This window comes from Thioclava dalianensis (assembly GCF_000715505.1).
Taxonomy (GTDB): Bacteria; Pseudomonadota; Alphaproteobacteria; order Rhodobacterales; family Rhodobacteraceae; genus Thioclava; species Thioclava dalianensis.
The window spans coordinates 17,237-42,093 of record NZ_JHEH01000013.1 but is presented as its reverse complement, the minus strand read 5'-3'; the positions used below and the strand labels follow the sequence as shown (position 1 = coordinate 42,093).

Here is a 24,857-nt window from a genome sequence, read left to right as displayed (position 1 = left end):
CCCTTTCGATTGCGTCAAATGTCCTGAACTCAGGCGTGGATCGCGCCATCGCCACAGGCAAGTGCGGCTTCGCGCACGGCCTCGGAGAAAGTCGGGTGGGCGTGGCAGGTCAGCGCCACGTCCTGCGCCGAGGCGCCGAACTCCATCGCGACGCAGATCTCATGGATCAGATCGCCTGCGCCCGGGCCGATGATGTGGCAGCCCAGAATGCGGTCGGTTTCCTTGTCGGCGATGAGCTTGACGAAGCCCTCACCTTGGAAGACTGCCTTGGCGCGGGCGTTGCCCATGAAGGAGAACTTGCCGACCTTATAGGCGCGGCCTTCTTGCTTGAGCGCCTCTTCGGTCAGGCCCACGGAGGCGACTTCGGGGGTGGTGTAGATCACGCCGGGGATCACGTCGTAATTCACATGGCCATGCTTGCCTGCGATGACCTCGGCCACCGCCATGCCCTCATCCTCGGCTTTGTGGGCCAGCATCGGACCCACGATCGCATCGCCGATGGCAAAGATGCCCTTGGCCGTGGTCTGCCAATGCGCGTCTGTCTTGATCTGGCCGCGCGGCAGCAGTTCGACACCTGCGCCTTCAAGGCCCAGCCCGTCGGTAAAGGGTTTGCGACCGGTGGCCACCAAAACGGTATCAGCCTCGATCGTGGCTTCGCTGTCATCCTTGCGGAGCTGATATTTGACCGTGGCCTTGCCGTTCTTGGTTTCCACGCCTTTCACCGCAGCGCCCAGCACGAATTTCAGGCCCTGCTTGGTGAGGATCTTTTGGAAGTTGCGCGCAACCTCGCCATCCATGCCGGGGGTGATCGCGTCGAGATACTCGACGACCGTCACCTCTGCACCCAGACGCGCATAGACTGAACCCATCTCGAGCCCGATCACGCCTGCGCCGATCACGACCATGGATTTCGGGATCTTGTTGAGGGTGAGCGCGCCGGTCGAGGTCACGACGGTTTTCTCGTCGATCTCGATGCCCGGCAGAGAGGACGGCTCGGAGCCGGTAGCGATCACGATGGATTTCGCCTCATGGACCTCGTCGCCGACCTTGACCTTACCGGCCTCGGGGACCGAGCCCCAGCCTTTGAGCCAGTCGATCTTGTTCTTCTTGAACAGAAACTCGATGCCCTTAGTGTTGGTGTCGATGGTGTCCTGCTTGTAGGTCAGCATCTGCTTCCAATCGACCGACGGGCTTTTGCCTTTCAGGCCCATCTTGGCGAAGTTGTGCTCGGCCTCGTGCAGCGAATGGGTTGCGTGCAGCAGCGCTTTGGAGGGGATGCAGCCGACATTGAGGCAGGTGCCGCCGAGGGTGTCGCGCCCCTCCACGCAGGCGGTTTTCAGGCCGAGCTGAGCGCAGCGGATTGCGCAAACATAGCCACCGGGGCCCGAGCCGATTACGATCACGTCATAGGATGCCATGTGGTTTTCTCCTTCGTCCTTTGCAGGGAGCCTGCAGCCGTGCTGCGAGGGGTCATTCGGGGTGGCACGGGATGTGCCAAGAGACGGGCGCCGCGCGGGATCAGACCAGAGCGGCGATGAAAAGAACGGCGCAGCAAAGCAGCGCCAAGATCCAGATGTAGCTGCGCCACGGCTGCCAGCCCAAAGCATAGGCCGGCACGTAGAGAATGCGCGCGCCAAGATAGACCCAAGCGGCCAGGACGGTGATTAGGCTCGATTGCTGGGTGATCGCGATGATCCCGACACCTGCGGCGAAGAAGGGAAACATCTGAACATGGTTGTCATAGGCACGCAGCATCCGCGCGGTGATCTTGCGCGGCTCACGGCTTGGCGCGCGGTCGCGCGGGCTGGTGGTATAGCCCGGGCCCAGATCGACATTGGCCATGTAGGAGGCCACGACGAATTGCACGATGTGAAGCAGGCCTGCGAGGGCGAGTGCGGTCAATTCAGGGGTCATCGGGGCGCTTTCTGGTTAGGGAAGACCGGGGGGCTGTCTGCCCCCCGGACCGCCCGAGGATATTTCCATCAAGAGGAAGGGGGCAGGGGCTGCCGCCTTCCCGTTGTGATTACAGATCCATCAGCAGGCGGCGCGGGTCTTCCAGCGCTTCCTTGACGCGCACGAGGAAGGTCACAGCACCTTTGCCGTCGACGATGCGGTGGTCGTAGCTCAGCGCGAGATACATCATCGGCTTGATGACGATCTGGCCGTTTTCGACCATCGGGCGATCCTGGATCTTGTGCATGCCGAGGATACCCGATTGCGGCGGGTTGAGGATCGGCGAGGACATCAGCGAGCCATAGACGCCGCCGTTCGAGATCGTGAACGAGCCGCCCTGCATATCGGCCATCGAAAGCTTGCCGTCGCGGGCGCGGGTGCCCATCTCGGCGATCGTCTTCTCGATCTCGGCAAAGCCCATCTGGTCGGAATCGCGCAGCACTGGCACGACGAGCCCGTTCGGGGTGCCCACGGCCACGCCCATATGGACGTAGTTTTTGTAGACCACCTCATTGCCGTCGATCTCGGCATTGACCTCGGGGACTTCCTTGAGCGCGTGGCAGCAGGCCTTCACGAAGAAGGACATGAAGCCGAGCTTCACGCCGTGTTTCTTCTGGAACAGGTCCTTGTACTCGTTGCGCAGGCCCATGACGCCCGACATGTCCACCTCGTTATAGGTGGTGAGCATGGCGGCGGTGTTCTGGCTGTCCTTAAGGCGCTTGGCGATGGTGGCGCGCAGGCGGGTCATCTTCACCCGTTCCTCGCGCGAGGCATCATCGGCATTGACCGGGCCGCGCGGGGCGGCCGACGGGGTCGGGGCCACGGAGACGGAAGCGGATTTCGACGACGTGCTGGCATTGGCCACGTCTTCTTTCATGATCCGGCCATCTTTGCCCGAGCCTTTGACGTCGGAAGGATCGATGCCTTTTTCCGCCATCAGCTTCTTGGCCGACGGGGCGTCCTCGACATCCTTGCCGCCCGACGAAGGGGCTTCGGATTTCGCGGGCGCGTCGGATTTGGCGCTGCTCGTGCTGCTGCCAGCGCTGGCGCCCTCGGCGATCACGGCGAGCTTGGCGGAGGCATCGACGGTTGCGCCTTCCTCGGCCACGATTTCCTGCAACACGCCTGCGGCGGGTGCGGGAACTTCGACGGAGACCTTGTCGGTTTCCAGCTCGCAGAGCATCTCGTCGGCCTCGACCTTGTCGCCGACTTTCTTGAACCAGGTTGAAACTGTCGCTTCGGTGACGGACTCACCGAGGGACGGCACCATTACATCGACCATCTTTCCCTCATTCGACTGGGCTGCGGCGGGTTTTTCCGCCGGTTTTTCCTCGGATTTCTCGGCCTTCGGCTTGGCGGCGGCGCCTGCCTCTTCGATCGTCGCCAAGAGCGCATCGACGCCGACCGTCTCGCCTTCGGCGGCGACGATGTCGCCCATCGTGCCAGAGGCGGGCGCGGGGACTTCCACGGTGACCTTGTCGGTTTCCAGCTCGCACAGCATCTCGTCTGCGGTGACGGTGTCGCCCGGCTTCTTGAACCAGGTTGCGACGGTGGCTTCCGTTACGCTCTCGCCGAGCGTGGGGACGCGGACTTCAGTGGACATTAATTAACCCTCCAGTGCATCATTGACGAGCGCGGCTTGCTCGGACTTGTGGCGGCTGGCCAAACCCGTCGCGGGGGAGGCCGAGGCTGCGCGACCGGCATAGCGCGGGCGCCCGTGTTTGGCGTCGATCTTGGCGAGAACCCATTCGATATAGGGTTCGACAAAACTCCAGCCGCCTTGGTTTTTCGGTTCTTCCTGACACCAGACGATCTCGGCATCCTTGAAGCGCGTCAGCTCCTTGGTCATCGCCTGAGCGGGGAAGGGATAGAACTGCTCCAGACGGAGCAGGTAGACGTCATCAAGGCCGCGCTCGTCGCGCTGTGCGAGCAGGTCGTAATAAACCTTGCCCGACGAGATCACGACGCGCTTGATCTTGTCATCGGACACCAGCTTGGTGTCGGAATTTCCGCGTTCCGCATCATCCCACAACACGCGGTGGAAGGTCGAGCCGGTGACGAAATCATCGGTCTTGGACACACATTTGGGATGCCGCAGTAGCGATTTCGGCGTCATTAGGATCAGCGGCTTGCGGAAGTCGCGATGGATCTGACGGCGCAGAATGTGGAAGTAGTTCGCAGGCGTCGAGACGTTCGCGACGATCCAGTTGTCTTCCGCCGAGTTCTGCAGGTAGCGCTCAAGACGGGCCGAGCTGTGCTCGGGACCCTGACCCTCATAGCCATGCGGCAGCAGACAGACGAGGCCCGACATGCGCAGCCATTTGCGCTCGCCCGAGTTGATGAACTGGTCGAACATGATCTGCGCGCCGTTGGCGAAGTCGCCGAACTGGGCTTCCCACAGGGTGAGCGTGTTGGGCTCGGCCAGCGAGTAGCCATATTCGAAGCCGAGCACCGCATATTCCGAGAGCATCGAGTCGATGGCTTCGTAGCGGGCCTGACCCTCGCGGATATTGTTGATCGGGTAGTAGCGATCCTCATTATCCTGATTGATGAAGGCCGAATGGCGCTGCGAGAAGGTGCCGCGCGTGGCATCCTGACCCGACAGGCGCACCGGGAAGCCCTCGGTCACGAGCGAACCGAAGGCCAGAGCCTCGGCCGTGGCCCAGTCAAAACCTTCACCGGTCTCGAACATCTGCTTTTTGTTCTCGAGCAGACGGGTGACCGTCTTGTGGATCGAGAAATCGTCGGGGGCCGTGACGAGCGCCTTGCCGACCTCGGCCATCGTGTCGGGCGAGATCGCGGTGGAGCCGGGGGTGTATTCGCCCTTCTCCTGCTCAAAACCCGACCAACGGCCATCCAGCCAGTCGGCCTTGTTTGGTTTGAAGGTCTTGCCCGCTTCGAACTCGTCGTTGAGATGCGACTGGAAGGCCGCTTTCATGTCCTCGATTTCGCCCTCGGGGATCAGCCCGTCGGCCACGAGACGCTCGGTATAGAGTTGCAGCGTGGTTTTATGCGTCTTGATCGACTTGTACATCACCGGGTTGGTGAACATCGGCTCATCGCCTTCGTTGTGACCGAAGCGGCGATAGCAGAAGATGTCGAGCACAACATCCTTGTGGAATTTTTGGCGGAACTCGGTGGCCACGCGAGCGGCATGCACCACGGCTTCCGGGTCATCGCCGTTCACATGGAAGATCGGAGCTTCGACCATCAGGGCGATATCGGTCGGGTAGGGCGAGGTACGCGAGAAATGCGGCGCGGTGGTGAAGCCGATCTGGTTGTTCACCACGATATGGATCGTGCCGCCCGTGCGGTGCCCGCGAATGCCCGAAAGCTGGAAGCACTCGGCCACAACGCCCTGACCGGCAAAGGCCGCGTCGCCGTGCAGCAGGATCGACATGACCTTGCTGCGATCGGCCTGATCGCCAAGCTGGTCCTGTTTGGCGCGGACCTTGCCGAGCGCCACCGGGTTCACAGCCTCAAGGTGGCTGGGGTTGGCGGTCAGCGACAAGTGGACGGTGTTGCCGTCAAACTCACGGTCGGCAGAGGCACCGAGGTGGTATTTCACATCGCCCGAGCCGTCGACATCCTCGGGTTTGAACGAGCCGCCCTGGAATTCGTGGAAGATCGCGCGGAACGGTTTGCTCAGCACGTTGGCCAGCACCGAGAGGCGGCCCCGGTGGGGCATGCCGATGACGATATCTTCCAGGCCAAGCTGACCACCGCGCTTGATGATCTGCTCCATCGCCGGGATCAGCGCTTCGCCGCCATCAAGGCCAAAGCGCTTGGTGCCCATGTATTTCACATGCAGGAATTTTTCGAAGCCCTCGGCCTCGACCAGCTTGTTGAGGATCGCGCGGCGCCCGTTCTTGGTGAAGGTGATTTCCTTGCCGTAGCCCTCGATCCGCTCCTTGAGCCAAGCCGATTGCTCGGGGTCCGAGATATGCATGTATTGCAGCGCGAACGTGCCGCAATAGGTGCGCTTCACGATATCCATGATCTGACGCATCGAGGCGACTTCCAGCCCCAGCACGTTGTCGATGAAGATCGGACGATCCATGTCGGCTTCAGTGAAGCCGTAGCTTTTCGGGTCCAGCTCGGGATGGTCGCGTTCTTCGCGCATGCCCAGCGGGTCGAGATCGGCGGCGAGGTGGCCGCGGATCCGGTAGGCGCGGATGATCATCAACGCGCGGATGGAATCGAGCACGGCGCGCTTGATCGCGCCTTCATCAAGCTTGACGCCCGCATCTGCGGCCTTCGCCTTGATCTTGTCAGCAGCCCCCTTGACCTCTGCCACCGGCCATTCGCCGGTCAGCGCGGCGGTCAGGTCGTCGGCGGCCGTTTGCGGCCAGTCGCTGCGCTCCCAGCTTGCGCCGGCTGCGGATTTCTTCACGTCCTGCGCGGGATCGCCCAGCGAGGCAAAGAAGGCGGCCCAAGCGGTATCGACCGAGGAGGGATCCTCGGCGAAGCGCGCATAAAGCTGCTCCACGTAATCGGCATTCGCACCTTGCAGAAATTGCGAGGCGTTGAATTCGTCATTGGGGGATTGTTCGGTCATGTGTCTCACCTCAAGGGTGTGGTTGGATCAGGAGCGGCGGCCGGTCACGGTTGGAATGCAGCGAAGGTCGTCATCGATGTTTGGTCGGTATTGAGCAGGGAGCGGTCAGGGGACACCGACTTCGGGTGGCCAGCCTTGCGGGGGCTGGCAGGTATCTGGGCTTGGGACGTTGTGTCGTCATAGAGCCGTTCCCGGGGTTGTCCGCGCCGCGCCGGGCGCTCGGATGCCGTATCGTCATGTCTAACTTCTACCAGCAAAACAGTTTTGCGGGCAGTCTTGTCAACACGACTTGTCATGTAGGTACTTTTCCTGCGAATTCCACGGCGTGCAGTGAAGCTGAATGCGCGCGGTTTCATCACAGGGAAGAGATGTGGCGTGCAGGCTCCGACCGCATAGAGCGCGCAACGGCCCAACCCCAGAGCGGGGGTGGCGGTGCGCGCGGCGGTGTGCATCAGCATCGGTTCACTCTCCATCGGGATGCGCCGCCCCTCAGATATGTGAGGGGCGGCAGCGTGTCTGCGCGATCAGCCTTTGATCGCTTTCATGACGGCCTCGCCCAGCGTCGCCGGGCTGTCCGCGACCACGATACCCGCTGATTTCATGGCTTCGATCTTGGACTCAGCGTCGCCTTTGCCGCCTGCCACGATGGCACCGGCATGGCCCATGCGGCGGCCGGGAGGGGCCGTGCGGCCAGCGATAAAGCCAGCGGTGGGCTTCCAACGGCCTTTTTTGCGCTCAGCGGCGAGGAACTCTGCGGCTTCTTCTTCCGCCGAGCCACCGATTTCACCGATCATGATCATCGAGGTCGTTTCCGGATCGTCGAGGAACATGTTGAGCACGTCGATATGCTCGGTCCCTTTGATCGGGTCGCCGCCGATGCCGACTGCGGTCGACTGGCCCAGACCCATATCGGTGGTCTGCTTGACCGCCTCATAGGTCAGCGTGCCCGAGCGCGACACGACGCCCACGGAGCCACGCTTGTGGATGTGGCCGGGCATGATGCCGATCTTGCAGGCGTCGGGGGTGATGACACCGGGGCAGTTCGGGCCGATCAGGCGCGATTTGCTGTCGATCAGCGCGCGCTTGACCTTCATCATATCGAGCACCGGGATGCCCTCGGTGATGCACACGATCAGCTCCATCTCGGCATCGATTGCCTCGAGGATCGAGTCGGCTGCGAAGGGCGGCGGCACGTAGATCACCGACGCGTTGGCTTCGGTTTTCGCCTTGGCCTCATGGACCGAGTTGAAGACCGGCAGGCCGAGATGCTCTTGGCCGCCTTTGCCGGGGGTCACGCCGCCGACCATCTTGGTGCCGTAGGCGATCGCCTGCTCGGAATGGAAAGTCCCCTGCGAGCCCGTGAAGCCCTGGCAGATGACTTTGGTGTTTTCGTTAACGAGCACTGCCATGGAATTAACCTTTCACCGCTTTGACGATTTTCTCTGCGCCGTCCGACAGGTTGTCGGCAGCGATCACGTTCAGGCCGGAATTCGCGATGATTTCCTTGCCTTTCTCGACGTTGGTGCCTTCAAGGCGCACGACGAGCGGAACTTTGAGACCCACTTCTTTCACGGCAGCGATCACGCCTTCGGCGATGATGTCGCAGCGCATGATGCCGCCGAAGATGTTGACGAGGATCCCTTTGACGTTCTTGTCCGAGGTGATGATCTTGAACGCCTCGGTGACTTTCTCTTTCGTGGCGCCGCCGCCGACATCGAGGAAGTTGGCGGGCTCGGCACCGTAGAGTTTGATGATGTCCATCGTGGCCATTGCGAGGCCAGCGCCGTTCACCATGCAGCCGATCTCACCATCGAGCGCGATGTAGTTGAGGTCGTATTTCGAGGCTTCGAGTTCCTTGGAATCTTCCTCGGTCTCGTCGCGCAGGTTCGCCACGTCATGCTGGCGATACATCGCGTTGCCGTCGAAGCCGAGCTTGGCGTCGAGCACTTTGAGATTGCCGTCGGTCATCACGATCAACGGGTTGATCTCGAGCATCTCCATATCCTTCTCGATGAAGGCTTTGTAGAGAAGGCCCAGCAGGTTCACCATCTGCTTGACCTGCGGGCCTTGGAGGCCCAGCGAGAACGCAACGCGGCGACCGTGGAAGGCTTGGTAGCCGGTGGCCGGATCGACGGAGAAGCTGAGGATTTTCTCGGGGGTCGAAGCTGCGACTTCCTCGATATCCATGCCGCCCTCGGTGGAGGACACGATCGAGACGCGCGAGGTCACGCGGTCGACGAGCAGGGCGAGATACAGCTCGCGCTCAATGTCTGAGCCGTCTTCGATATAGATGCGGTTGACTTGCTTGCCGGCCGGGCCGGTCTGGTGCGTGACGAGCGTCTTGCCAAGCATCTGCTTGGTCAGCATCTCGGCCTCTTCAACCGATTTCGCAAGGCGCACGCCGCCTTTTTCACCGGCTTCGGATTCCTTGAAGTGGCCTTTGCCACGGCCGCCGGCGTGAATTTGCGCCTTGACGACCCAGAGCGGTCCGTCAAGCTCGCCTGCAGCGGTCTTGGCGTCTTCTGCTTTGAGAACGACACGGCCGTCAGAGACGGGCGCGCCATAGCTCTTGAGTAGCTGTTTGGCCTGATATTCGTGGATGTTCATCCTCAGATCCCCATGCTGGTTGCGGGTGCGATTTGCACGGGGTTCTAGGGCGTTCGTGCCGCTGCATAAATAGAAATCCGCTTGAGTAGGCTGTTACCCGCCGAAAATCCGACATTTGTGATCACGGGCTGATTGGGTGTGATCACAAAACCAAATTCCTACTCTGTGGCGCTGCTGCACTGGCGCGACTCGGTGAAATCGAGTGATCTGCACATCGATGAAATATCAAGGACATGACGACTATATGACGCAAGACCCTCAGATGCCCACATGGGGTGTTGTTTCAACAATCGATGAGCCCTCCCCGCTGGTCGCCGCCTTTGTCGCGCATCATCTGGCCGTCGGCGCCCGGGAGGTGCATGTCTTTCTGGACCGCCCGAACCCCGAGGCTGAGGCCTTGCTGGACGGTGTCGAGGGGGCCTTCGTCCATCATTGCGGAGAGGATGGCTGGGCGCGCGGTTGGCGCAACAAGCGGCCCGCCCGCCATGAGGGACGCCAGAAATACAACGCCACACGCATCCTCGACGAGACCAAACTCGACTGGATCGTGCATTGCGATGCGGATGAATATGTCAATCTCCAGCGCCCGCTGGAATGGGAGCTGCAGAAGACCGGCCCCGGAAAGGCCTGGATTCGACTGGAGGTCGATGAGCGCTGCTTTGTCGATGGCGAACCACGGGCGAGCATCTTCGACGGGGCCTTCCGGCGCAAATGGGACGGGTTCGAAAAGGAAGGGCTGCTGTTTTACGGCTTCCGCAAGCGCTTTCTCAATCGCGGGGTGGGCGGTCATATCGCGGGCAAGCCGGTGGTGCGCGCGGGGCAGGGCTATGCCATTGGCGTGCATTTCCCGCTGTCGAACTGGGACAGTAAGGTTAACGATTTGCCCTATCGCCCCAGCTATAACGGGCGGTTGCTGCATTTCGACGGGATGACGCCGCTGCATTATCTGCTCAAGATGTTGCGGCGCGCGACGACCAAGGTGAAGGGCGACCCGGTCCCCTTTGTCGCGCCCCGGACCGCGCAGTTTTCCGAGGCTGCCAAATTCGCCGATGACCCGGAGATTTTGCGTGGCCTCTGGCGCGACGTTCAGGCGTTGCGGCCCTATGAGGCGGAGGAATTGGCCGAGCATGGCTTGCTCACCCGGCCCGAGATCGCGATCACGTCCGAGGTATCAGCGCTTTTCGGGGAGCGCGTCGATCTGAGCCCCGCCGCCTTTGACCGTGCACTGATTGCGCATGAGGCAGACCTGCTGGCGCGGCTGCACGAGACGTTCGGGTTCGATCCAGAGCCTCTGATGAGCCAATGAAACGGGGCGCAGCCTGACGCTACGCCCCTTGGTCTTGTAGATCGCTCCGGTGGTGCTCAGGCGAGCGACGAGTCGATGTTTTTGCACGCATCGACAAGGGCTTTGACGGCCTCGACCGAGCTGTCGAACATCGCCTGCTCTTCCTTGTTGAGCTTGATGTTGATGACTTTCTCGATGCCGCCCGCGCCGATCACGGTGGGCACGCCGACATACATCCCGTCGAGCCCAAGCGCGCCTTTGACCCAAGCCGCGCAGGGCAGCACGCGCTTTTGATCCTTCAGATAGGCCTCGGCCATCTCGATCGCTGCGGTCGCAGGGGCGTAGAAGGCAGAGCCGGTTTTCAGCAGCCCAACGATCTCGGCGCCGCCATCGCGGGTGCGCTGGATGATCGCGTCGAGACGCTCCTGCGTGGTCCAGCCCATCTTGATCAGATCGGGCAGGGGGATGCCGCCGACGGTCGAGTAGCGCGCGAGCGGCACCATCGTGTCGCCATGCCCGCCGAGCACGAAGGCCGAAACATCGCGCATCGAGACGCCGAATTCGAGGCTCAGGAAATGCCGGAACCGCGCGGAATCGAGCACGCCTGCCATGCCCACGACCTTTGCGGGCGCAAGACCCGAGAAGCGCTGCAGGGCCCAGACCATGGCGTCGAGTGGATTGGTGATGCAGATGACGAACGCGTCGGGCGCATGGGTGGCGATGCCCTCGCCCACGGCGCGCATCACTTTGAGGTTGATGCCCAGCAGGTCGTCCCGGCTCATTCCCGGTTTGCGTGGCACGCCCGCGGTCACGATGCAGATATCGGCCCCCGCGATATCGGCGTAATCGGTCGTGCCCTTGAGTTTGGCATCGAACCCCGCGGAGGGACCGGATTCCGCAATATCGAGCGCTTTGCCCTGCGGCGTGCCATCCGTAATATCGAACAGGACGATATCGCCGAGCTCTTTGACGACGGCGAGATGGGCGAGCGTCCCGCCGATCTGGCCTGCGCCGATCAGAGCAATCTTGGGTCTGGCCATTGGGTCCTCCGAATGGATGGATTGGGTAATATGACGCCGTTGACGTAGCTCTTTGCCCTTGTAGGCGCAAGCGTGCAACGCGAGACGGGCTATGTGGCATGGCGCGGCTTTTCAACGCGTCGCGGGCGTGTCACTAGCAGTGGCACTGCCGCTGGGCGGGGCTTTCGAATGAGGATGGCGTGATACTTGATCTTGGGACGCTGGGCTGGAGCTTGGCGCTGATTTCGGCGGTGATGGTCGGATTGTCGAAGGGCGGCATTCCGATGGCTGCTTCGATCTCGGTGCCGATGTTGTCAGTGGTGATGAACCCGATCGAGGCGGCGGGGCTGTTGCTGCCGGTCTATATCATCGCCGATATGTTTGGGCTCTGGGCCTATCGGAAGCATTTCGACAAACGGGTGCTGGCGATCATGATCCCGGCCACCACGCTCGGAATCGCGATTGGCTGGGCGACCGCGGAGATTATCACGGAGCGCTATGTGACGCTGATGGTCGGGGTGATCGGCGTTGTCTTCGCGCTCAACGCGCTGTTGCGGCGGCGTCTGGGCGAGCGCCGCACCGCGAAGGTGGTGCCGGGGGTATTCTGGGGCACGATTGCCGGGTTCACCAGCTTTGTCAGCCATTCTGGTGCGCCGCCCTTTCAGGCCTACACGCTCCCGTTGAACTTGCCCAAGCGGATCTTTGCGGGCACGGCGACGGTCTTGTTCAGCTATGTCAATCTCGCCAAGCTGGGTCCGTTCATCGCTTTGGGCGAGGTCAATCTACACAGTTTCGGAACGGCCGTTTTGTTGGCGATTCCTGCGTCGGCCTCGGTCTTTCTCGGGGTTTGGCTGGTCAAGCGCCTGCCGACCGAGCTCTTCTTCAAGATCGTCATCTGGACGCTTTTGCTGATCTCGCTCAAGCTGATCCAGCAATCGTTGATGGGCTAGGCACTGGCGCCGCGCCTCAAAGCGTGGTGCCGCTGGCGGGAAGCGGCTCTTGCACGGCCTCGAACGCCTGACCCGAGGCGATCATACAGCTGACGCCATTGGTGCGGGTGATCAGGATGGTCCAGCTTCCCGACTCGGCGGCGAACACCTCAAGCACCGCGTTGGTGTCGGCAAGTGCGACGGCGCGGCGCGTTTCGGTGTAGCGGCTGTGCAACTGATTAACGATTTCCTCGCGCAGCCCGCAGGTGGTCGGCTGCGCATAGCTGCGCCCGCTCAGAAGGATCAGGGCGCCAAAGCCCAGCGACAGGGCAATCATCTTGTGTGACATGAGAACAGCCTTTCACGAAAGAAGGTGCCCAGAGTGGCGCTCAAGGTCCGAAAATAGAGTTAAAGGGCCGGGCGCGCAGGCCGCAGAGGCGAAAATTCTGCAATGCGGCATTTCTTTTCTTGCTGATTGTGTCCATTTTGTGCGACTTGACGAAAGAAAGTTGCGAGATGGAGAATCAAATGGCCCGCCCGACCCGCTCTGTGCTCTACATTCCCGGCTCCAAGGCCCGTGCTTTGGAAAAAGCCACCGGGCTTGCCTGTGATGCAATCATCTTCGATCTCGAGGATGCGGTCGCCATAGACGAGAAACTGGCCGCGCGTGCGCTGCTGGCCAAGACGCTGCGTGAGGTCGATTACGGCCCGCGCATGACCATCGTCCGCGTGAACGGGCTGGATACTGAATGGGGCCGCGCGGATCTGCTGGCCTTTGCCGAGGCGATTCGGGCGGGCGCGCGCGTCGATGCCATCTTGATCCCGAAGGTCTCGGCCCCGGCCGATCTCGACCGGGCGGGCGATCTTATTCAGGGCGTGCCGCTCTGGGCGATGATGGAAACGGCGCAAGGCATGCTCAATGCGGGCGCAATTGCCGCACATCCGCGCCTTGAGGGGATGGTGATGGGCACCAATGACCTCGCAAAAGAGCTGGGATCGCGGTTTCGGCCAGATCGCTTGCCGATGCAGGCGGGGCTTGGGCTTTGCCTTCTGGCGGCCAAGGCGCAGGGCAAGATCATCATCGACGGCGTGTATAATGCGTTCAAGGATGACGAGGGGCTGGCGCAGGAATGCGAACAGGGCCGCGATATGGGCTTCGACGGCAAAACGCTCATTCATCCGGCTCAGCTCGAGGTCTGCAACGCAGCCTTCGCGCCGTCCGAGGATGAAATTGCGCTCGCCCAACGCCAGATCGAAGCGTTTGAGGCCGCAAAGGCCGCCGGGCAGGGCGTGGCCGTGGTGGATGGTAAGATCGTGGAAAATCTGCATATCGTGACCGCGCGGCAAATCCTCGCCAAGGCCGAGGCGATTGCCGCGATCGGCAGCTAAAGGGCAACCACTATGGCATTACTAATCCTCGGCGTTCTTCTCTGGGCGTTCGCACATCTCGCACCACGCATTTTTCCGGGCTTTCACCGCATGATGAAAGGGGCTGAACGACCGATGGTGGCCGCTCTCGTCGTGATTTCGGTCGTGCTGATGTTCATCGGCTGGCGCGTCAGTGAGCCGGTCTATTTCTGGGCTCCCTCGGCGCCGCTCAAGGGCATCAACAACCTGCTGATGCTGTTCGCGGTCTATCTCTTTGCAGCTTCGGGCATGAAGCTTTGGATCACGCGCAAGATCCGCCATCCGCAACTGACTGCCGTTAAGACATGGGCGATTGCGCATTTGCTGGTGAATGGCGATGTGCCGGGCTTCGTGTTGTTCGGCGGTCTGCTGATCTGGGCAGTGGTCGAAGTGATCGTGATCAACCGTCAGAACCGCGACTGGGTTCGTCCCTCGGGGCCGGTCAATGTCGGTAAGGAAATCGGCGGCATCGTGGGCACGATCGTGGTCTATGGCGTGATCGCGATGATCCATATTTGGTTCGGCCACAACCCGTTTGGAGGCTGATATGCGGCTTTATAGATTGCTGACCGAAGATGACACGTCTGCGTTTTGCCACAAGGTGTCGCTGGCCATCTCGAAGGGCTGGGAGCTGCATGGCGATCCGCAATACGCTTTCGACGCGGCGCGTGGCGTGATGCGCTGCGCGCAGGCTGTCACCAAGCAGGCGACCGAAACCTATTATCCTGAGATGAAGCTGGGAGAGCAGTAATGGGCAAGACCAATCCGGGGCGTTTCTTCGAAGATTACGAGGTGGGCGATGTGATCCGCCATGCCGTGCCCCGGACGGTCGCGGAGGGGGAGCGCGCGTTGTATCACGCGCTCTACCCGGCACGTCACGCGCTTTATTCCAGCGATGAGTTTGCAGCGGCTTGCGGACTTGAGGGCTCGCCGCTCGACGATCTCATGGCGTTTCATGTGGTGTTCGGCAAGACGGTGCCGGATATCTCGCTCAACGCGGTGGCCAATCTGGGCTACGCGCAGGGGCGCTGGCTCAAGCCGGTCTATCCGGGCGATACGCTGCGCGCGGAGAGCCAGGTGATCGGTCTCAAGCAGAACTCGAACGGGAAATCCGGTGTCGTCTGGGTGCAGACGCGCGGCTTCAATCAGGTCGGCGAGATCGTGCTGGACTATGTGCGTTGGGTGATGGTGCGCAAAGGCGATCTCGACGCGCCCGCACCCGAGACGGTGATCCCCGATCTGCCCGCGGTCGTGCCTGCGTCGGAGCTGGTCATCCCCGAAGGTCTGAGTTTTGAGGATTACGATTTTGAGCTGGCTGGCGCGCCGCATCGTTGGGGCGATTACGAGATCGGCGAGAAGATCGACCATGTGGATGGTGTGACCATCGAGGAGGCCGAGCACATGCTGGCCACGCGGCTTTGGCAAAACACCGCCAAGGTCCATTTCGATGCGACGTTTCGCGAAGACGGCAAGCGGCTGATCTATGGCGGTCACGTGATCTCGATGGCGCGCGCGCTGAGCTTCAATGGGCTTGCCAATGCGCAGATGATCGTGGCGCTCAATGGCGGTGCGCATGCGAATCCGTGTTTCGCAGGCGACACCGTGCGGGCGTGGTCCGAGGTGCTGGATCGTGCCGAGACGTCGGTGCCCGGGATCGGCGCGATCCGGTTGCGGCTGGTGGCGGTGAAGCAAGGCGCCGAGCCGTTCGCGCTCAAAACCGAGGCCGGAAAATACGCCCCCGAGGTGCTCCTTGATCTCGACTATTGGGCCTTGATGCCGATCTGAGGCTGAACCCGCCCCGCAGATCGGGCGGGCGCCGAATGTCTTGCGCGTTGCGAATGCGTCAGATGTCTGTCAGGTGCCAGCTGTGTGATCACGCACGGATTTTATGTGATCACAAAGCGTTTTTTTCGCCTCAATTTGCCAAATTTTGCGCAGTTTCGTGTTTCTGGTCTCGTGACTCCGGGCGAAATTGCGCTACACCAAACTATAATTCCGGCCAGCCTCGCCGCACGAACCGTTTCGTGTGAGCCACGGGGCATAGCACGAAGGGACCGAATATGGCTGAAGCGAAACCGGTTGAGCGCCCGCTTTCCCCCCATCTCCAAATTTATCGCCCGCAGATGACGAGCTTTTCGTCGATCATGACGCGGATCACCGGCAACGGGATCGTCGTGGGTGTGATACTGCTGGTCTGGTGGCTTCTCGCCGCTGCGACGAGCCCCGACTACTTCAACTTCGTGAATGCGATCGCGACGTCTTGGTTCGGGGATCTGGTGTTCACGCTGTGCCTGCTGGGCGTGTGGTATCACTACCTTGCCGGGATCCGGCACCTGATCTTCGACACCGGTCGGTGCCTCGAGATCGAGACCGCCGAGATGCTCGGTTGGGTTTGCGTGATCGGCTCGGTCGTGCTGACGCTGCTCACCCTTATCATTATTCATCTGTAACGGAGGCCGACATGCGTTACCTGACTGATCGCAAGCGGGCCGTGGGCAACGGGGCTTCGGGCACCGGCACCGAACATCACTGGTGGATGTCCGCCTCGGGCGTGGCCCTCGCCTTCATGATCCCGATCTGGCTGTATATCGTGGGCACCACGCTGGGGACTGACCAGCAGACGGTCATCACCACCTTCTCGAACCCCTTTCCGGCCATCCTCACGGCACTGATCGTCGTGGTCGGCATGAGGCACTTTGCCAAAGGGGCCGAAATCTGGATCGAGGACTACCTTCACGGCACCGCCGCTAAGGCTACCAAGATCGCAATGCACTCGCTGGCCTATGTCATCATAGCGACAGCGCTTTATGCCCTCGGCAAGATGGTCTTCATCGGCCTTCTGCTGGGCGCGAACTGATAGATCGGACGAGACGAATGGCTGCATACGAATACGAAACGCACAATTACGATGTCGTCGTGATCGGCGCTGGTGGATCGGGTCTGCGCGCGACGCTCGGCATGGCGGAACAAGGTCTGCGCACCGCCTGCGTGACCAAGGTGTTCCCGACTCGCTCGCACACCGTGGCCGCACAGGGTGGCATCGCCGCGAGCTTGGGCAATATGGGTCCCGATAGCTGGCAATGGCACATGTACGACACCATCAAAGGGTCGGACTGGCTGGGCGATAACGACGCGATGGAATATCTTGCTCGTGAGGCCCCCAAGGCCGTCTACGAGCTTGAGCATTACGGCGTGCCGTTCTCGCGCACCGAAGAGGGCAAGATCTACCAGCGTCCCTTCGGCGGTCACACCACCGAATATGGCGAAGGCCCGCCCGTGCAGCGGACCTGTGCCGCCGCCGACCGGACCGGTCACGCGATCCTGCACACGCTGTATGGCCAGTCGCTCAAGCACAACGCAGAATTCTACATCGAGTATTTCGCGATCGATCTGATCATGTCCGATGATGGGCAGTGTCAGGGCGTGGTTTGCTGGAAGCTCGACGATGGCACGATGCATGTGTTCAACGCCAAGATGGTCGTGTTGGCCACCGGCGGCTACGGGCGCGCCTATTTCTCGGCGACCTCGGCCCATACCTGCACCGGCGACGGTGGCGGCATGGTGGCCCGCGCGGGGCTTGCGCTTCAGGACATGGAATTCGTTCAGTTCCACCCGACCGGTATCTACGGCTCGGGCTGCCTGATCACCGAAGGCGCACGCGGCGAGGGTGGTTATCTGACCAACTCGGAGGGCGAGCGCTTCATGGAGCGTTACGCGCCGACCTATAAAGATCTGGCCTCGCGCGATGTTGTGTCGCGCTGCATGACGATGGAAATCCGTGAGGGCCGGGGGGTTGGCGATCAGAAAGATCACATCTTCCTCAACCTCTCGCACCTTCCGCCCGAAGCGCTGCACGAGCGTCTGCCGGGAATCTCGGAAAGCGCCAAGATCTTCGCCGGTGTCGATGTCACCAAAGAACCGATCCCGGTTCTGCCGACGGTGCATTACAACATGGGCGGTATTCCCACGAACTATCATGGCGAAGTGATCAACCCGAAACCGGGTGAGCCCGATGCGCTTGTCCCCGGCCTGATGGCTGTGGGTGAGGCAGGCTCTGCCTCGGTGCACGGTGCCAACCGTCTGGGGTCGAACTCGCTGATCGACCTCGTGGTCTTTGGTCGCGCCGCCGCAATCCGCGCCGGTCAGATCGTCGATCCGGAGGCCCCCAACCCGGTGATCGCCAAGTCCAAGATCGACGCGGTGTTCGAGCGGTTCGACAAGATCCGTTACGCCGATGGCGCAACGCCCACGGCAGAGCTGCGCGATGAGATGCAGCGCACGATGCAGGCCGACGCGGCGGTGTTCCGCACCGACAAGACGCTGGCGGAAGGCGTCGAGAAGATGACGGCCGTGGCCGCCAAGCTCGATGATATCAAGGTCACCGACCGCTCGCTGGTCTGGAACTCGGACCTGATGGAGACGCTCGAGCTGGAAAACCTGATGCCGAACGCTCTGGCCACCATCACCGGGGCCGAGGCGCGCAAGGAAAGCCGCGGGGCGCATGCCCATGAGGACTATCCCGACCGCGACGACAAGGAATGGCGCAAGCACTCGATCATGCATGTGAACGGCAACAAGGTCGATCTGACCTTCCGTCCGGTGCACATGGATCCGCTGACGCCTGAAGATCAAGGCGGCATCGAGATCAAGAAGATCGCGCCCAAGAAGCGGGTCTATTGATGCGTTTTGCACCGGCATATGCGCTTGTGGCGGCAGGGCTTTCCCTTGCTGCCTGTGCGCCCGTGCCGGTGTCTTTGGCCGAGCGCCAGTGCTACACCCAATTCGCGCCCGTGCGCCCGCTATCGGGCGATGCGCGGATCGGGGTGAGCAGCGATGGCGGTTTCGAGTCGCGCACGCGTGTGAACGTCAATCTTGGCGCGAACGTGCAGGGTGACCCCTCGGCCAATTATGACGCCTGTGTCTATCGTAAATCCGGCCGAATGCCCTCGCGGCCGTTCTATTCGTACTGACGGAAAAGGGGACCAATATGGTTCAGTTCACGCTTCCGAAGAATTCCAAGATCCGCGTCGGCAAGACCTGGCCGAAGCCGGATGGCAAGAATATCCGCAAGTTTCAAATCTATCGCTGGGATCCGGACACGGGTGAGAACCCGCGGCTTGATACCTATTTCCTTGATATGGACAAATGCGGTCCGATGGTGCTCGACGCACTGATCAAGATCAAGAATGAGGTCGACCCGACCCTGACCTTCCGCCGCTCGTGCCGCGAAGGGATCTGCGGGTCCTGCGCGATGAATATCGGCGGGATCAACACGCTGGCCTGTATCTACGGGCTGGATGAGGTGAAGGGCGACGTCAAGATTTACCCGCTGCCGCATATGCCGGTGGTCAAGGATCTTATCCCGGACCTCACGCATTTCTATGCGCAGCATGCCTCGATCATGCCGTGGCTTGAGACCAAGACGAACCGTCCCGAGAAGGAATGGCGCCAGTCGATCGAGGATCGCAAGAAGCTCGATGGTCTTTATGAATGCGTGATGTGCGCATCCTGCTCGACCTCCTGCCCGTCCTACTGGTGGAACAGCGATAAATATCTCGGCCCGGCGGCGCTGCTGCACGCCTATCGCTGGATCGTCGACTCGCGCGACGAAGCCACGGCAGAGCGCCTCGATCAGCTTGAAGACCCCTTCAAACTGTATCGCTGCCACACGATCATGAACTGCACCAAGACCTGCCCGAAGGGGCTGAACCCGGCCAAGTCGATCGCAGAGATCAAGAAGATGATGGTCGGCCGCACGGTGTGAGGCGCGGCGGGCTGTTATTTGGCCTCCGAAAGCAGATCAAAGACACAAAAGGGCGGCTTCGGCTGCCCTTTTTGCTGCATTGCAGAAAGCGCATAGCGCGTTTGCACCATTGTGGGCTGAAACCGGGGGCCGGAGTCTCTAGATGAAGGGTCAGGGAGAGATACCGGACTGGAGACATGTTCCATGGCACCCATCGTCGAATTTCCCGAACAGGCCCGCAAAGCTGGGCTGTTCGAAGAGCATCTGGCTTACTACACGGCCGATCAGGCCCCGGCTCCCGAAGCTGTGACGCCCAAGACCGAGCCTGCTGTTGGGCAGGGCCTCGAAGGCGTTGAGCTGATGTATGAATATTTCACCGCGGCCTGAGGCTGTTGGTGATTTGATCGCCAATGCTTTCTATCGTGGCGACCCTGACCCCGGCATTGCGTCCGGGGTTTCTTTTTGCGCAGGCTCGGGCAGGGGCTCGCTTGCGTCGGAGGCGTTCAACTCGCCCTCCAGAAACCGCTCGAACGCATCGAAATCGAGCGGCTCGAACTGGCCGAACCCTTGAATCCAGGTGATCGCCCCGGTCATCGCGTGCGGCTCGAGTTTGCACCACTTCACCCGCCCGCGTTTTTCTTGGCTGATCAGCCCGGCACTGGTCAGGATGCCAAGGTGTTTTGAGATCGCCGCCAGAGACATCGCGAAAGGCTCGGCCACATCCGTGACCGCCATGTCGTCTTCCAGCAACATCGTCAGGATCGCGCGCCGTGTCGGATCGGCAAGCGCTGCGAAAATCACGTCGAGAGAGGGCGGAGTCACCGGGAGCATTTGAGTTTGATGACCCGACCGCGCGCAATCGTCAACCTATCGGTTGAATATGCCGTCGCTCGCATTTTCGTGACATCGCGGTGTACGACGATTCACGCCGATCAGCATTATCATTATTTATCAATATGTTGAGCCTAGCCCTTCAGAGGGCTATCGCGATTGACTCAGGCGCGGGCGCCGTCTATCAAACTACCAAGTTGAGCGGGGCCAAGTCCAATGTCCGAACACCCGTCAGAGCCGGATCCCGAACGCCTCGCGGCGTTGGAGAAAAAGCTTGCGGCGGTGAGGAAGGCGCAGACGCCGCCTCCGCAACGCATCGATCATCACCTGAGCCAAAGCAATATGGCGTGGCGGATGGTGATCGAAATGGTTTCGGGGCTGGGTATCGGCTTCGGCATCGGATACGGGCTGGATGCGCTTCTTGGCACATTGCCCTGGTTCATGGTGCTGTTCACGATGCTGGGCTTCGCGGCTGGGGTGCGGGTCATGCTGCGCTCCGCCAGAGAGATGAACGAGGATCGTGCTGCCGAGCAGGCTGATACGCTGCTGGCAGAGCCTGAAGAGGATGACGAACGTGGCTGAAGTTGAGCATGGAGTCGAAGGCGAGCTGGTGTTCCACCCGATGGACCAGTTCATCGTTAAGCCGCTCTTCGGAGACGGCCCGGTGCATTGGTACACGCCGACCAACGTGACGCTCTGGATGGCTATCACCGTTGCCGCGATCTTCTTCATGATGGTCATCGGCACGCGCGGTCGCGCCGTGATCCCGAGCCGCGCTCAGTCGATTGCAGAGCTGGCCTACGGGTTCATCCACAAGATGGTCGAGGATGTGGCAGGCAAGGACGGTCTCAAGTTCTTCCCCTATATCTTCACGCTGTTCATGTTCATCGTGTTCTCGAACTTCCTCGGGCTTCTGCCGCGCGCCTTCACCACGACCTCGCATATCGCCGTAACCGGCGTGCTTGCGCTGCTGGTCTTTGTGACGGTGACGGTTGTGGGCTTCGTCAAGAACGGGGCCGGGTTCCTTGGGCTGTTCTGGGTTCAATCGGCACCGCTGGCGCTGCGCCCGGTGCTCGCGCTGATCGAGGTCATCTCGTATTTCGTGCGCCCCGTCAGCCATTCCATTCGTCTTGCGGGCAACATGATGGCGGGCCACGCCGTTATGAAAGTGTTCGCAGCCTTCGCGCCGCTGATCCTGTTCTCTGGCGTTGGCATCGCGGTGACGCCGCTTTCGATCGTCGCCATCACGGCGATGTACGGGCTCGAAGTGCTCGTGGCCTTCATTCAGGCCTATGTCTTTACGATCCTCACCTGTGTCTATCTCAAGGACGCGCTGCACCCGGCTCACTAAGGGGCAAGAGGATCAAACCGTTTCACACTAATTCTGCCAATTCCAACCTCAAGGAGTGACGTACAATGGAAGGCGATATCGTTCAAATGGGTGCTTACATCGGCGCTGGTCTCGCATGCATGGGCATGGGCGGCTCGGCCATCGGTGTGGGTAATGTTGCTGGCAACTTCCTGTCGGGCGCACTGCGCAACCCTTCGGCTGCCGCAGGCCAAACCGCAACGCTGTTCATCGGCATCGCATTCGCAGAAGCACTGGGGATCTTCTCGTTCCTCGTCGCTCTGCTGCTGATGTTCGCCGTCTGATCCGGCACTCCTTTCCTTGAGGCGGGTGGGCTCATACGGGGCCCATCCCGTGACCTTTCAGGGGAACCGTGTAGCAGGGTCGAGGGACGACATGGCAAGCGAAACGCACGATATGGCAAGCGCTGCCACAAGCGCCGAGCATATGCATACCGCCGACGCCGGTGGCATGCCGCAGCTTGATTTCAGCAGCTTTCCGAACCAGATCTTCTGGCTTTTGGTCACGCTTGGTGTGATCTATTGGCTGCTGTCGCGGATCGCGCTACCCCGCATCGCGGCGGTTCTGGCGGATCGCCAGGGCACGATTGCCGGCGACATTGCGGCTGCGGAAGATTTCAAGCGCAAGGCTGAAGAGGCTGAGGCCGCCTATGAAAAGGCATTGGCCGAGGCTCGCAAGAATGCGCAAAAGATTGCAGGCGAAACCAAGGCTGAGATCCAGAAGGACCTCGATGCCGCGATCGCCAAGGCAGATACAGAGATTGCTGCCCGTTCGGCGCAATCCGAGCAGCGGATCGCGGAAATTCGCGATGGCGCGCTGGCTGCCATCGACGAGGTCGCAAAGGACACCGCGGGCGAAATCGTCACGGCCCTTGGCGGCAAAGCAGACAAGGCGGCGCTCAACCGCGCGGTCGATGCGCGGCTGAAAGGATAAGATGATGAAGAGACTTTCGCTTCTGTTTCTGATCGTTGCGCAACCGGCTTTTGCTGCGAGCGGTCCGTTCTTCTCGCTTTCGAACACGAACTTCATCGTGATGATCGCCTTCCTGCTCTTCGTCGGGTTGGTGATCTACGCGAAAGTACCAAGCACGCTGGGCAAGATGCTCGACAAGCGCTCGGGGCATATCCGCTCGGATCTTGAAGAGGCCCGCCGCCTGCGCGAAGAAGCACAATCGGTTCTGGCCAGCTATGAGCGCAAATCGCGTGAGGTTCAGGCACAGGCGGATCAGATCGTCGCTGCCGCCAAGCGCGACGCAGAGGCGGCCGCCGAAAAGGCCAAGGCCGATCTCAAAGTGTCGATCGAACGGCGCCTGAAAGCGGCAGACGAGCAGATCGCTTCCGCCGAGGTCAAGGCGCTGCGCGAGGTCAAGGATCGGGCGGCAAGCGTTGCGATTGCGGCTGCGGGCGATGTGCTGTCCAAGCAGTTGAGCGCTGCGGACCGCGCCGCGATGATCGACTCGTCGATCTCGGAAGTCGAAGCGCGCATGAACTGAGCGCCTGAGCGCGCCACGGAATTTGGATGAACCCGGCCCTGCTTGGCCGGGTTTTTTCGTGTCCGGGCAAGGGCCGTCAGCCGGGCGTGCTATTGGCCAGCCGAAGGCGCGCCGTGGCCTCGTTGCGCTCGGCCTGGCGCATTGCCGTCATCTCATGATCGACGAAATCCATATGGGCGGCGATGGCGGCGCGCGCTGCTTTCGGGTCGCGGGCTTGAATGGCCGCGTTCATCGCCCGGTGTTGTTCTAGCAATTGCCCGCGCGTAGACCGATTGCGAAACAGCACCGCGCGGTTGAAGAAGACCCCCTCGGCCAGCAGGTCGAACATCGCACGCATCATGTGGATCATCACGACGTTATGGCTGGCCTCGATGATGGCCATGTGAAACTGCGCGTCGAGTTGGGCCTCTTGGGTCGGATTGCGCTTGGAATGCGCGGCCTCCATCTGCTCGAACAGCGTGTTGACCACTTGCAGATCAGTGTCCGACCCGCAGAGAGCCGCACGTTCCGCCGCCAGCCCCTCCAGATCGCGCCGGAAGGAGATATAATCAAAGAGTGCCTGTTCATTGCTGGCGAAAAGCCGGATCAGCGCGGGTGAGAAGGCCGAGCCCAGAACATCCGCTACAAAAATTCCCGCACCCGCGCGGGCGCAGAGCAGGCCGGACTCTTGAAGTTGCGCCACCGCCTCGCGCAGCGATGGGCGCGACACATCAAGGCGTTCTGCCAGCTCGCGTTCGGAGGGCAAGCGTTCGCCGGGGCGCAAGATGCCCTGCAAGATGAGACCTTCGATCTGGCGCACCACCGCAGTGGCGAGCTTTTCGGCTTGGATTTTCTGAAACGGCATGTGTCCTCCGATTGGTCAAAATATATGACCGCAGGGGGCGGCGGGCAATAAGAAAGGCCGGGTTGCCCCGGCCCTTCGATCTGTCCTGCCGTTGGAGGCGCGCTGGCCTTAGCGAATCGAGCGAATGATGAACTCGACGCGGCGGTTGGCCTGACGCCCTTCGGCGGTGAGGTTGCTCGCAACCGGATCGCTCTCGCCACGGCCGCTCACGATGATGCGGCCCGGTGCCACGCCACCGGCTTGCAGAACCGATGCCACCGATTGAGCGCGCTTGCGCGAGAGGTTCAGGTTGTAATCGGCGCTGCCGGTATTGTCGGTATTGCCAACCACTTCGACGGTGGTGTCGGGGTAGCGGTTGAGGCTGCCCGCGAGCGTGTAGAGATCGCGCTGGAGATCGGGGCGCAGGCTCGCGCTGTCGGTTGCAAACAGCACGTCTTGCGGCATCGTCACGATCAGCTGGTCGCCCTGACGCACGACGCTCACGCCGTTGGTCGTCAGATCGCGGCGCAGCTCTTGTGCCTGCCGGTCGAGGGCCGATCCGATCCCGCCACCGATCAGCCCGCCAACCACGGCACCCGCGGCCGCTTTGGTCAGCCGCTCATCGCCGCCGCTGGTCGCGCCCAGCGCGCCACCGATAAGCGCGCCGGTGATGGCGCCTGCATTGCGGTTCGCATTGGGGCCCTGATCGGGGTTATTTGCGCCGGTGTAGCCGCCGGGCACGCAGGCGGCCAACGCCATCGAGGCGGCGGCGCCCAGAAGAAGGGTCTTGGTCTTGATATAAGTGGTCATGTCGCTCGTCTGCCTTGTTCTGCGCCTCAAA

The 24,857-nt window shown here is 61.4% G+C and carries 29 protein-coding genes; 17 read left to right on the top strand and 12 right to left on the bottom strand.

Annotated features, from left to right (window positions below):
- Positions 1-29 precede the first annotated feature (29 nt).
- The 7 genes from lpdA to sucC all read right to left on the bottom strand — a co-directional run bounded on the left by lpdA (position 30) and on the right by sucC (position 9,118).
- A complete protein-coding gene (lpdA, locus tag DL1_RS11655) occupies positions 30-1,418 on the bottom strand; it encodes a dihydrolipoyl dehydrogenase (protein WP_038066294.1) in 1,389 nt (462 codons plus the stop codon).
- Positions 1,419-1,518: 100 nt separating this feature from the next.
- Positions 1,519-1,914 (bottom strand): MAPEG family protein, encoded by a 396-nt coding sequence (locus DL1_RS11650; RefSeq protein ID WP_038066292.1) that lies wholly within the window; start codon positions 1,912-1,914, stop codon positions 1,519-1,521.
- Between the two features lie 109 nt (positions 1,915-2,023).
- The gene (odhB, locus tag DL1_RS11645) at positions 2,024-3,556 is read right to left on the bottom strand and encodes a 2-oxoglutarate dehydrogenase complex dihydrolipoyllysine-residue succinyltransferase (RefSeq protein WP_038066290.1); all 1,533 of its coding nucleotides are present in this window, start codon (positions 3,554-3,556) and stop codon (positions 2,024-2,026) included.
- Positions 3,557-3,559: 3 nt separating this feature from the next.
- Positions 3,560-6,511 carry a 2-oxoglutarate dehydrogenase E1 component gene (locus tag DL1_RS11640; protein WP_038066288.1) on the bottom strand — a complete coding sequence of 984 codons (2,952 nt, stop codon included), beginning with the start codon at positions 6,509-6,511 and terminating at the stop codon, positions 3,560-3,562.
- Positions 6,512-6,555: 44 nt separating this feature from the next.
- On the bottom strand, positions 6,556-6,969 hold the full coding sequence (locus tag DL1_RS11635) for a hypothetical protein (protein ID WP_038066284.1): 414 nt from the start codon (positions 6,967-6,969) through the stop codon (positions 6,556-6,558).
- A gap of 66 nt (positions 6,970-7,035) precedes the next feature.
- Positions 7,036-7,920 carry a succinate--CoA ligase subunit alpha gene (gene sucD, locus DL1_RS11630; RefSeq protein ID WP_038066282.1) on the bottom strand — a complete coding sequence of 295 codons (885 nt, stop codon included), beginning with the start codon at positions 7,918-7,920 and terminating at the stop codon, positions 7,036-7,038.
- Positions 7,921-7,924: 4 nt separating this feature from the next.
- The gene (gene sucC / locus DL1_RS11625) at positions 7,925-9,118 is read right to left on the bottom strand and encodes an ADP-forming succinate--CoA ligase subunit beta (RefSeq protein WP_038066279.1); all 1,194 of its coding nucleotides are present in this window, start codon (positions 9,116-9,118) and stop codon (positions 7,925-7,927) included.
- Between the two features lie 244 nt (positions 9,119-9,362).
- Between sucC and DL1_RS20905 the strand changes: the two genes are divergently transcribed.
- On the top strand, positions 9,363-10,424 hold the full coding sequence (locus DL1_RS20905) for a glycosyltransferase family 2 protein (protein WP_162178748.1): 1,062 nt from the start codon (positions 9,363-9,365) through the stop codon (positions 10,422-10,424).
- A 56-nt stretch (positions 10,425-10,480) separates the two neighbouring features.
- Here the strand turns inward: DL1_RS20905 and mdh are convergent, their stop codons facing one another.
- A complete protein-coding gene (gene mdh / locus DL1_RS11615) occupies positions 10,481-11,443 on the bottom strand; it encodes a malate dehydrogenase (RefSeq protein ID WP_038066277.1) in 963 nt (320 codons plus the stop codon).
- 179 nt (positions 11,444-11,622) lie between these two features.
- Between mdh and DL1_RS11610 the strand changes: the two genes are divergently transcribed.
- A complete protein-coding gene (locus tag DL1_RS11610) occupies positions 11,623-12,372 on the top strand; it encodes a sulfite exporter TauE/SafE family protein (protein WP_245739648.1) in 750 nt (249 codons plus the stop codon).
- A 16-nt stretch (positions 12,373-12,388) separates the two neighbouring features.
- On the opposite strand, the gene DL1_RS11605 is transcribed toward DL1_RS11610, so the two are convergent.
- Positions 12,389-12,700: a hypothetical protein gene (locus tag DL1_RS11605; RefSeq protein ID WP_051693508.1), complete on the bottom strand. Its 312-nt coding sequence runs from the start codon at positions 12,698-12,700 to the stop codon at positions 12,389-12,391.
- Positions 12,701-12,879: 179 nt separating this feature from the next.
- On the opposite strand from DL1_RS11605, the gene DL1_RS11600 reads away from it, so the two are divergent.
- The 10 genes from DL1_RS11600 to DL1_RS11555 all read left to right on the top strand — a co-directional run bounded on the left by DL1_RS11600 (position 12,880) and on the right by DL1_RS11555 (position 19,888).
- Positions 12,880-13,740, top strand: coding sequence for an HpcH/HpaI aldolase/citrate lyase family protein (locus DL1_RS11600; RefSeq protein ID WP_425441853.1), 861 nt, complete (start codon positions 12,880-12,882; stop codon positions 13,738-13,740).
- Positions 13,741-13,752: 12 nt separating this feature from the next.
- Positions 13,753-14,304, top strand: coding sequence for an NnrU family protein (locus DL1_RS11595; RefSeq protein WP_038066273.1), 552 nt, complete (start codon positions 13,753-13,755; stop codon positions 14,302-14,304).
- A gap of 1 nt (position 14,305) precedes the next feature.
- Positions 14,306-14,509 (top strand): DUF1737 domain-containing protein, encoded by a 204-nt coding sequence (locus DL1_RS11590; protein WP_038066272.1) that lies wholly within the window; start codon positions 14,306-14,308, stop codon positions 14,507-14,509.
- Positions 14,509-15,543 (top strand): MaoC family dehydratase, encoded by a 1,035-nt coding sequence (locus DL1_RS11585; RefSeq protein ID WP_038066270.1) that lies wholly within the window; start codon positions 14,509-14,511, stop codon positions 15,541-15,543. The genes DL1_RS11590 and DL1_RS11585 overlap by 1 nt, the downstream gene beginning before the upstream one ends.
- A gap of 275 nt (positions 15,544-15,818) precedes the next feature.
- Positions 15,819-16,208 (top strand): succinate dehydrogenase, cytochrome b556 subunit, encoded by a 390-nt coding sequence (sdhC, locus tag DL1_RS11580; protein WP_038066267.1) that lies wholly within the window; start codon positions 15,819-15,821, stop codon positions 16,206-16,208.
- Positions 16,209-16,219: 11 nt separating this feature from the next.
- Positions 16,220-16,615, top strand: coding sequence for a succinate dehydrogenase, hydrophobic membrane anchor protein (locus DL1_RS11575; RefSeq protein WP_038066264.1), 396 nt, complete (start codon positions 16,220-16,222; stop codon positions 16,613-16,615).
- A 17-nt stretch (positions 16,616-16,632) separates the two neighbouring features.
- Positions 16,633-18,438: a succinate dehydrogenase flavoprotein subunit gene (gene sdhA / locus DL1_RS11570; protein ID WP_038066263.1), complete on the top strand. Its 1,806-nt coding sequence runs from the start codon at positions 16,633-16,635 to the stop codon at positions 18,436-18,438.
- Positions 18,438-18,728, top strand: a complete 291-nt coding sequence (locus DL1_RS11565) for a hypothetical protein (RefSeq protein ID WP_051693507.1) — start codon at positions 18,438-18,440, stop codon at positions 18,726-18,728. The genes sdhA and DL1_RS11565 overlap by 1 nt, the downstream gene beginning before the upstream one ends.
- A 17-nt stretch (positions 18,729-18,745) precedes the next feature.
- Positions 18,746-19,522 (top strand): succinate dehydrogenase iron-sulfur subunit, encoded by a 777-nt coding sequence (locus DL1_RS11560; RefSeq protein WP_038066260.1) that lies wholly within the window; start codon positions 18,746-18,748, stop codon positions 19,520-19,522.
- A gap of 183 nt (positions 19,523-19,705) precedes the next feature.
- Positions 19,706-19,888 carry a hypothetical protein gene (locus DL1_RS11555; protein ID WP_038066257.1) on the top strand — a complete coding sequence of 61 codons (183 nt, stop codon included), beginning with the start codon at positions 19,706-19,708 and terminating at the stop codon, positions 19,886-19,888.
- Positions 19,889-19,918: 30 nt separating this feature from the next.
- Here DL1_RS11555 and DL1_RS11550 read toward each other — a convergent pair whose 3' ends face one another.
- Positions 19,919-20,332, bottom strand: coding sequence for an ArsR/SmtB family transcription factor (locus DL1_RS11550; protein WP_038066254.1), 414 nt, complete (start codon positions 20,330-20,332; stop codon positions 19,919-19,921).
- Between the two features lie 216 nt (positions 20,333-20,548).
- Here DL1_RS11550 and DL1_RS11545 point away from each other — a divergent pair, with 216 nt between their 5' ends.
- The 5 genes from DL1_RS11545 (at position 20,549) to DL1_RS11525 (ending at position 23,193) form a co-directional block, all read left to right on the top strand.
- On the top strand, positions 20,549-20,914 hold the full coding sequence (locus tag DL1_RS11545) for an AtpZ/AtpI family protein (RefSeq protein ID WP_038066253.1): 366 nt from the start codon (positions 20,549-20,551) through the stop codon (positions 20,912-20,914).
- Positions 20,907-21,683: a F0F1 ATP synthase subunit A gene (locus DL1_RS11540; protein WP_038066251.1), complete on the top strand. Its 777-nt coding sequence runs from the start codon at positions 20,907-20,909 to the stop codon at positions 21,681-21,683. Before DL1_RS11545 ends, DL1_RS11540 begins: the two co-directional genes overlap by 8 nt.
- Before the next feature lie 65 nt (positions 21,684-21,748).
- Positions 21,749-21,985, top strand: a complete 237-nt coding sequence (locus DL1_RS11535; protein ID WP_038066250.1) for a F0F1 ATP synthase subunit C — start codon at positions 21,749-21,751, stop codon at positions 21,983-21,985.
- Positions 21,986-22,076: 91 nt separating this feature from the next.
- Positions 22,077-22,634 (top strand): F0F1 ATP synthase subunit B', encoded by a 558-nt coding sequence (locus DL1_RS11530; protein WP_038066245.1) that lies wholly within the window; start codon positions 22,077-22,079, stop codon positions 22,632-22,634.
- Between the two features lie 4 nt (positions 22,635-22,638).
- On the top strand, positions 22,639-23,193 hold the full coding sequence (locus DL1_RS11525) for a F0F1 ATP synthase subunit B (RefSeq protein ID WP_038066422.1): 555 nt from the start codon (positions 22,639-22,641) through the stop codon (positions 23,191-23,193).
- Between the two features lie 76 nt (positions 23,194-23,269).
- Here DL1_RS11525 and DL1_RS11520 read toward each other — a convergent pair whose 3' ends face one another.
- Positions 23,270-24,037: an FCD domain-containing protein gene (locus DL1_RS11520; RefSeq protein WP_038066240.1), complete on the bottom strand. Its 768-nt coding sequence runs from the start codon at positions 24,035-24,037 to the stop codon at positions 23,270-23,272.
- A 108-nt stretch (positions 24,038-24,145) separates the two neighbouring features.
- Positions 24,146-24,826 (bottom strand): YiaD family glycine zipper/OmpA-like lipoprotein, encoded by a 681-nt coding sequence (locus tag DL1_RS11515; protein WP_038066238.1) that lies wholly within the window; start codon positions 24,824-24,826, stop codon positions 24,146-24,148.
- Positions 24,827-24,857 lie beyond the last annotated feature (31 nt).

Excerpts from the sequence above, each read along its gene's own strand:
- lpdA (WP_038066294.1), bottom strand. The coding sequence starts at position 1,418 with ATGGCATCCTATGACGTGATCGTAATCGGCTCGGGCCCCGGTGGCTAT.
- DL1_RS11650 (WP_038066292.1), bottom strand. The coding sequence starts at position 1,914 with ATGACCCCTGAATTGACCGCACTCGCCCTCGCAGGCCTGCTTCACATC.
- odhB (WP_038066290.1), bottom strand. The coding sequence starts at position 3,556 with ATGTCCACTGAAGTCCGCGTCCCCACGCTCGGCGAGAGCGTAACGGAA.
- DL1_RS11640 (WP_038066288.1), bottom strand. The coding sequence starts at position 6,511 with ATGACCGAACAATCCCCCAATGACGAATTCAACGCCTCGCAATTTCTG.
- DL1_RS11635 (WP_038066284.1), bottom strand. The coding sequence starts at position 6,969 with ATGCTGATGCACACCGCCGCGCGCACCGCCACCCCCGCTCTGGGGTTG.
- sucD (WP_038066282.1), bottom strand. The coding sequence starts at position 7,920 with ATGGCAGTGCTCGTTAACGAAAACACCAAAGTCATCTGCCAGGGCTTC.
- sucC (WP_038066279.1), bottom strand. The coding sequence starts at position 9,118 with ATGAACATCCACGAATATCAGGCCAAACAGCTACTCAAGAGCTATGGC.
- DL1_RS20905 (WP_162178748.1), top strand. The coding sequence starts at position 9,363 with ATGACGCAAGACCCTCAGATGCCCACATGGGGTGTTGTTTCAACAATC.
- mdh (WP_038066277.1), bottom strand. The coding sequence starts at position 11,443 with ATGGCCAGACCCAAGATTGCTCTGATCGGCGCAGGCCAGATCGGCGGG.
- DL1_RS11605 (WP_051693508.1), bottom strand. The coding sequence starts at position 12,700 with ATGTCACACAAGATGATTGCCCTGTCGCTGGGCTTTGGCGCCCTGATC.
- DL1_RS11600 (WP_425441853.1), top strand. The coding sequence starts at position 12,880 with ATGGCCCGCCCGACCCGCTCTGTGCTCTACATTCCCGGCTCCAAGGCC.
- DL1_RS11595 (WP_038066273.1), top strand. The coding sequence starts at position 13,753 with ATGGCATTACTAATCCTCGGCGTTCTTCTCTGGGCGTTCGCACATCTC.
- DL1_RS11590 (WP_038066272.1), top strand. The coding sequence starts at position 14,306 with ATGCGGCTTTATAGATTGCTGACCGAAGATGACACGTCTGCGTTTTGC.
- DL1_RS11585 (WP_038066270.1), top strand. The coding sequence starts at position 14,509 with ATGGGCAAGACCAATCCGGGGCGTTTCTTCGAAGATTACGAGGTGGGC.
- sdhC (WP_038066267.1), top strand. The coding sequence starts at position 15,819 with ATGGCTGAAGCGAAACCGGTTGAGCGCCCGCTTTCCCCCCATCTCCAA.
- DL1_RS11575 (WP_038066264.1), top strand. The coding sequence starts at position 16,220 with ATGCGTTACCTGACTGATCGCAAGCGGGCCGTGGGCAACGGGGCTTCG.
- sdhA (WP_038066263.1), top strand. The coding sequence starts at position 16,633 with ATGGCTGCATACGAATACGAAACGCACAATTACGATGTCGTCGTGATC.
- DL1_RS11565 (WP_051693507.1), top strand. The coding sequence starts at position 18,438 with ATGCGTTTTGCACCGGCATATGCGCTTGTGGCGGCAGGGCTTTCCCTT.
- DL1_RS11560 (WP_038066260.1), top strand. The coding sequence starts at position 18,746 with ATGGTTCAGTTCACGCTTCCGAAGAATTCCAAGATCCGCGTCGGCAAG.
- DL1_RS11555 (WP_038066257.1), top strand. The coding sequence starts at position 19,706 with ATGGCACCCATCGTCGAATTTCCCGAACAGGCCCGCAAAGCTGGGCTG.
- DL1_RS11550 (WP_038066254.1), bottom strand. The coding sequence starts at position 20,332 with ATGCTCCCGGTGACTCCGCCCTCTCTCGACGTGATTTTCGCAGCGCTT.
- DL1_RS11545 (WP_038066253.1), top strand. The coding sequence starts at position 20,549 with ATGTCCGAACACCCGTCAGAGCCGGATCCCGAACGCCTCGCGGCGTTG.
- DL1_RS11535 (WP_038066250.1), top strand. The coding sequence starts at position 21,749 with ATGGAAGGCGATATCGTTCAAATGGGTGCTTACATCGGCGCTGGTCTC.
- DL1_RS11530 (WP_038066245.1), top strand. The coding sequence starts at position 22,077 with ATGGCAAGCGAAACGCACGATATGGCAAGCGCTGCCACAAGCGCCGAG.
- DL1_RS11525 (WP_038066422.1), top strand. The coding sequence starts at position 22,639 with ATGAAGAGACTTTCGCTTCTGTTTCTGATCGTTGCGCAACCGGCTTTT.
- DL1_RS11520 (WP_038066240.1), bottom strand. The coding sequence starts at position 24,037 with ATGCCGTTTCAGAAAATCCAAGCCGAAAAGCTCGCCACTGCGGTGGTG.
- DL1_RS11515 (WP_038066238.1), bottom strand. The coding sequence starts at position 24,826 with ATGACCACTTATATCAAGACCAAGACCCTTCTTCTGGGCGCCGCCGCC.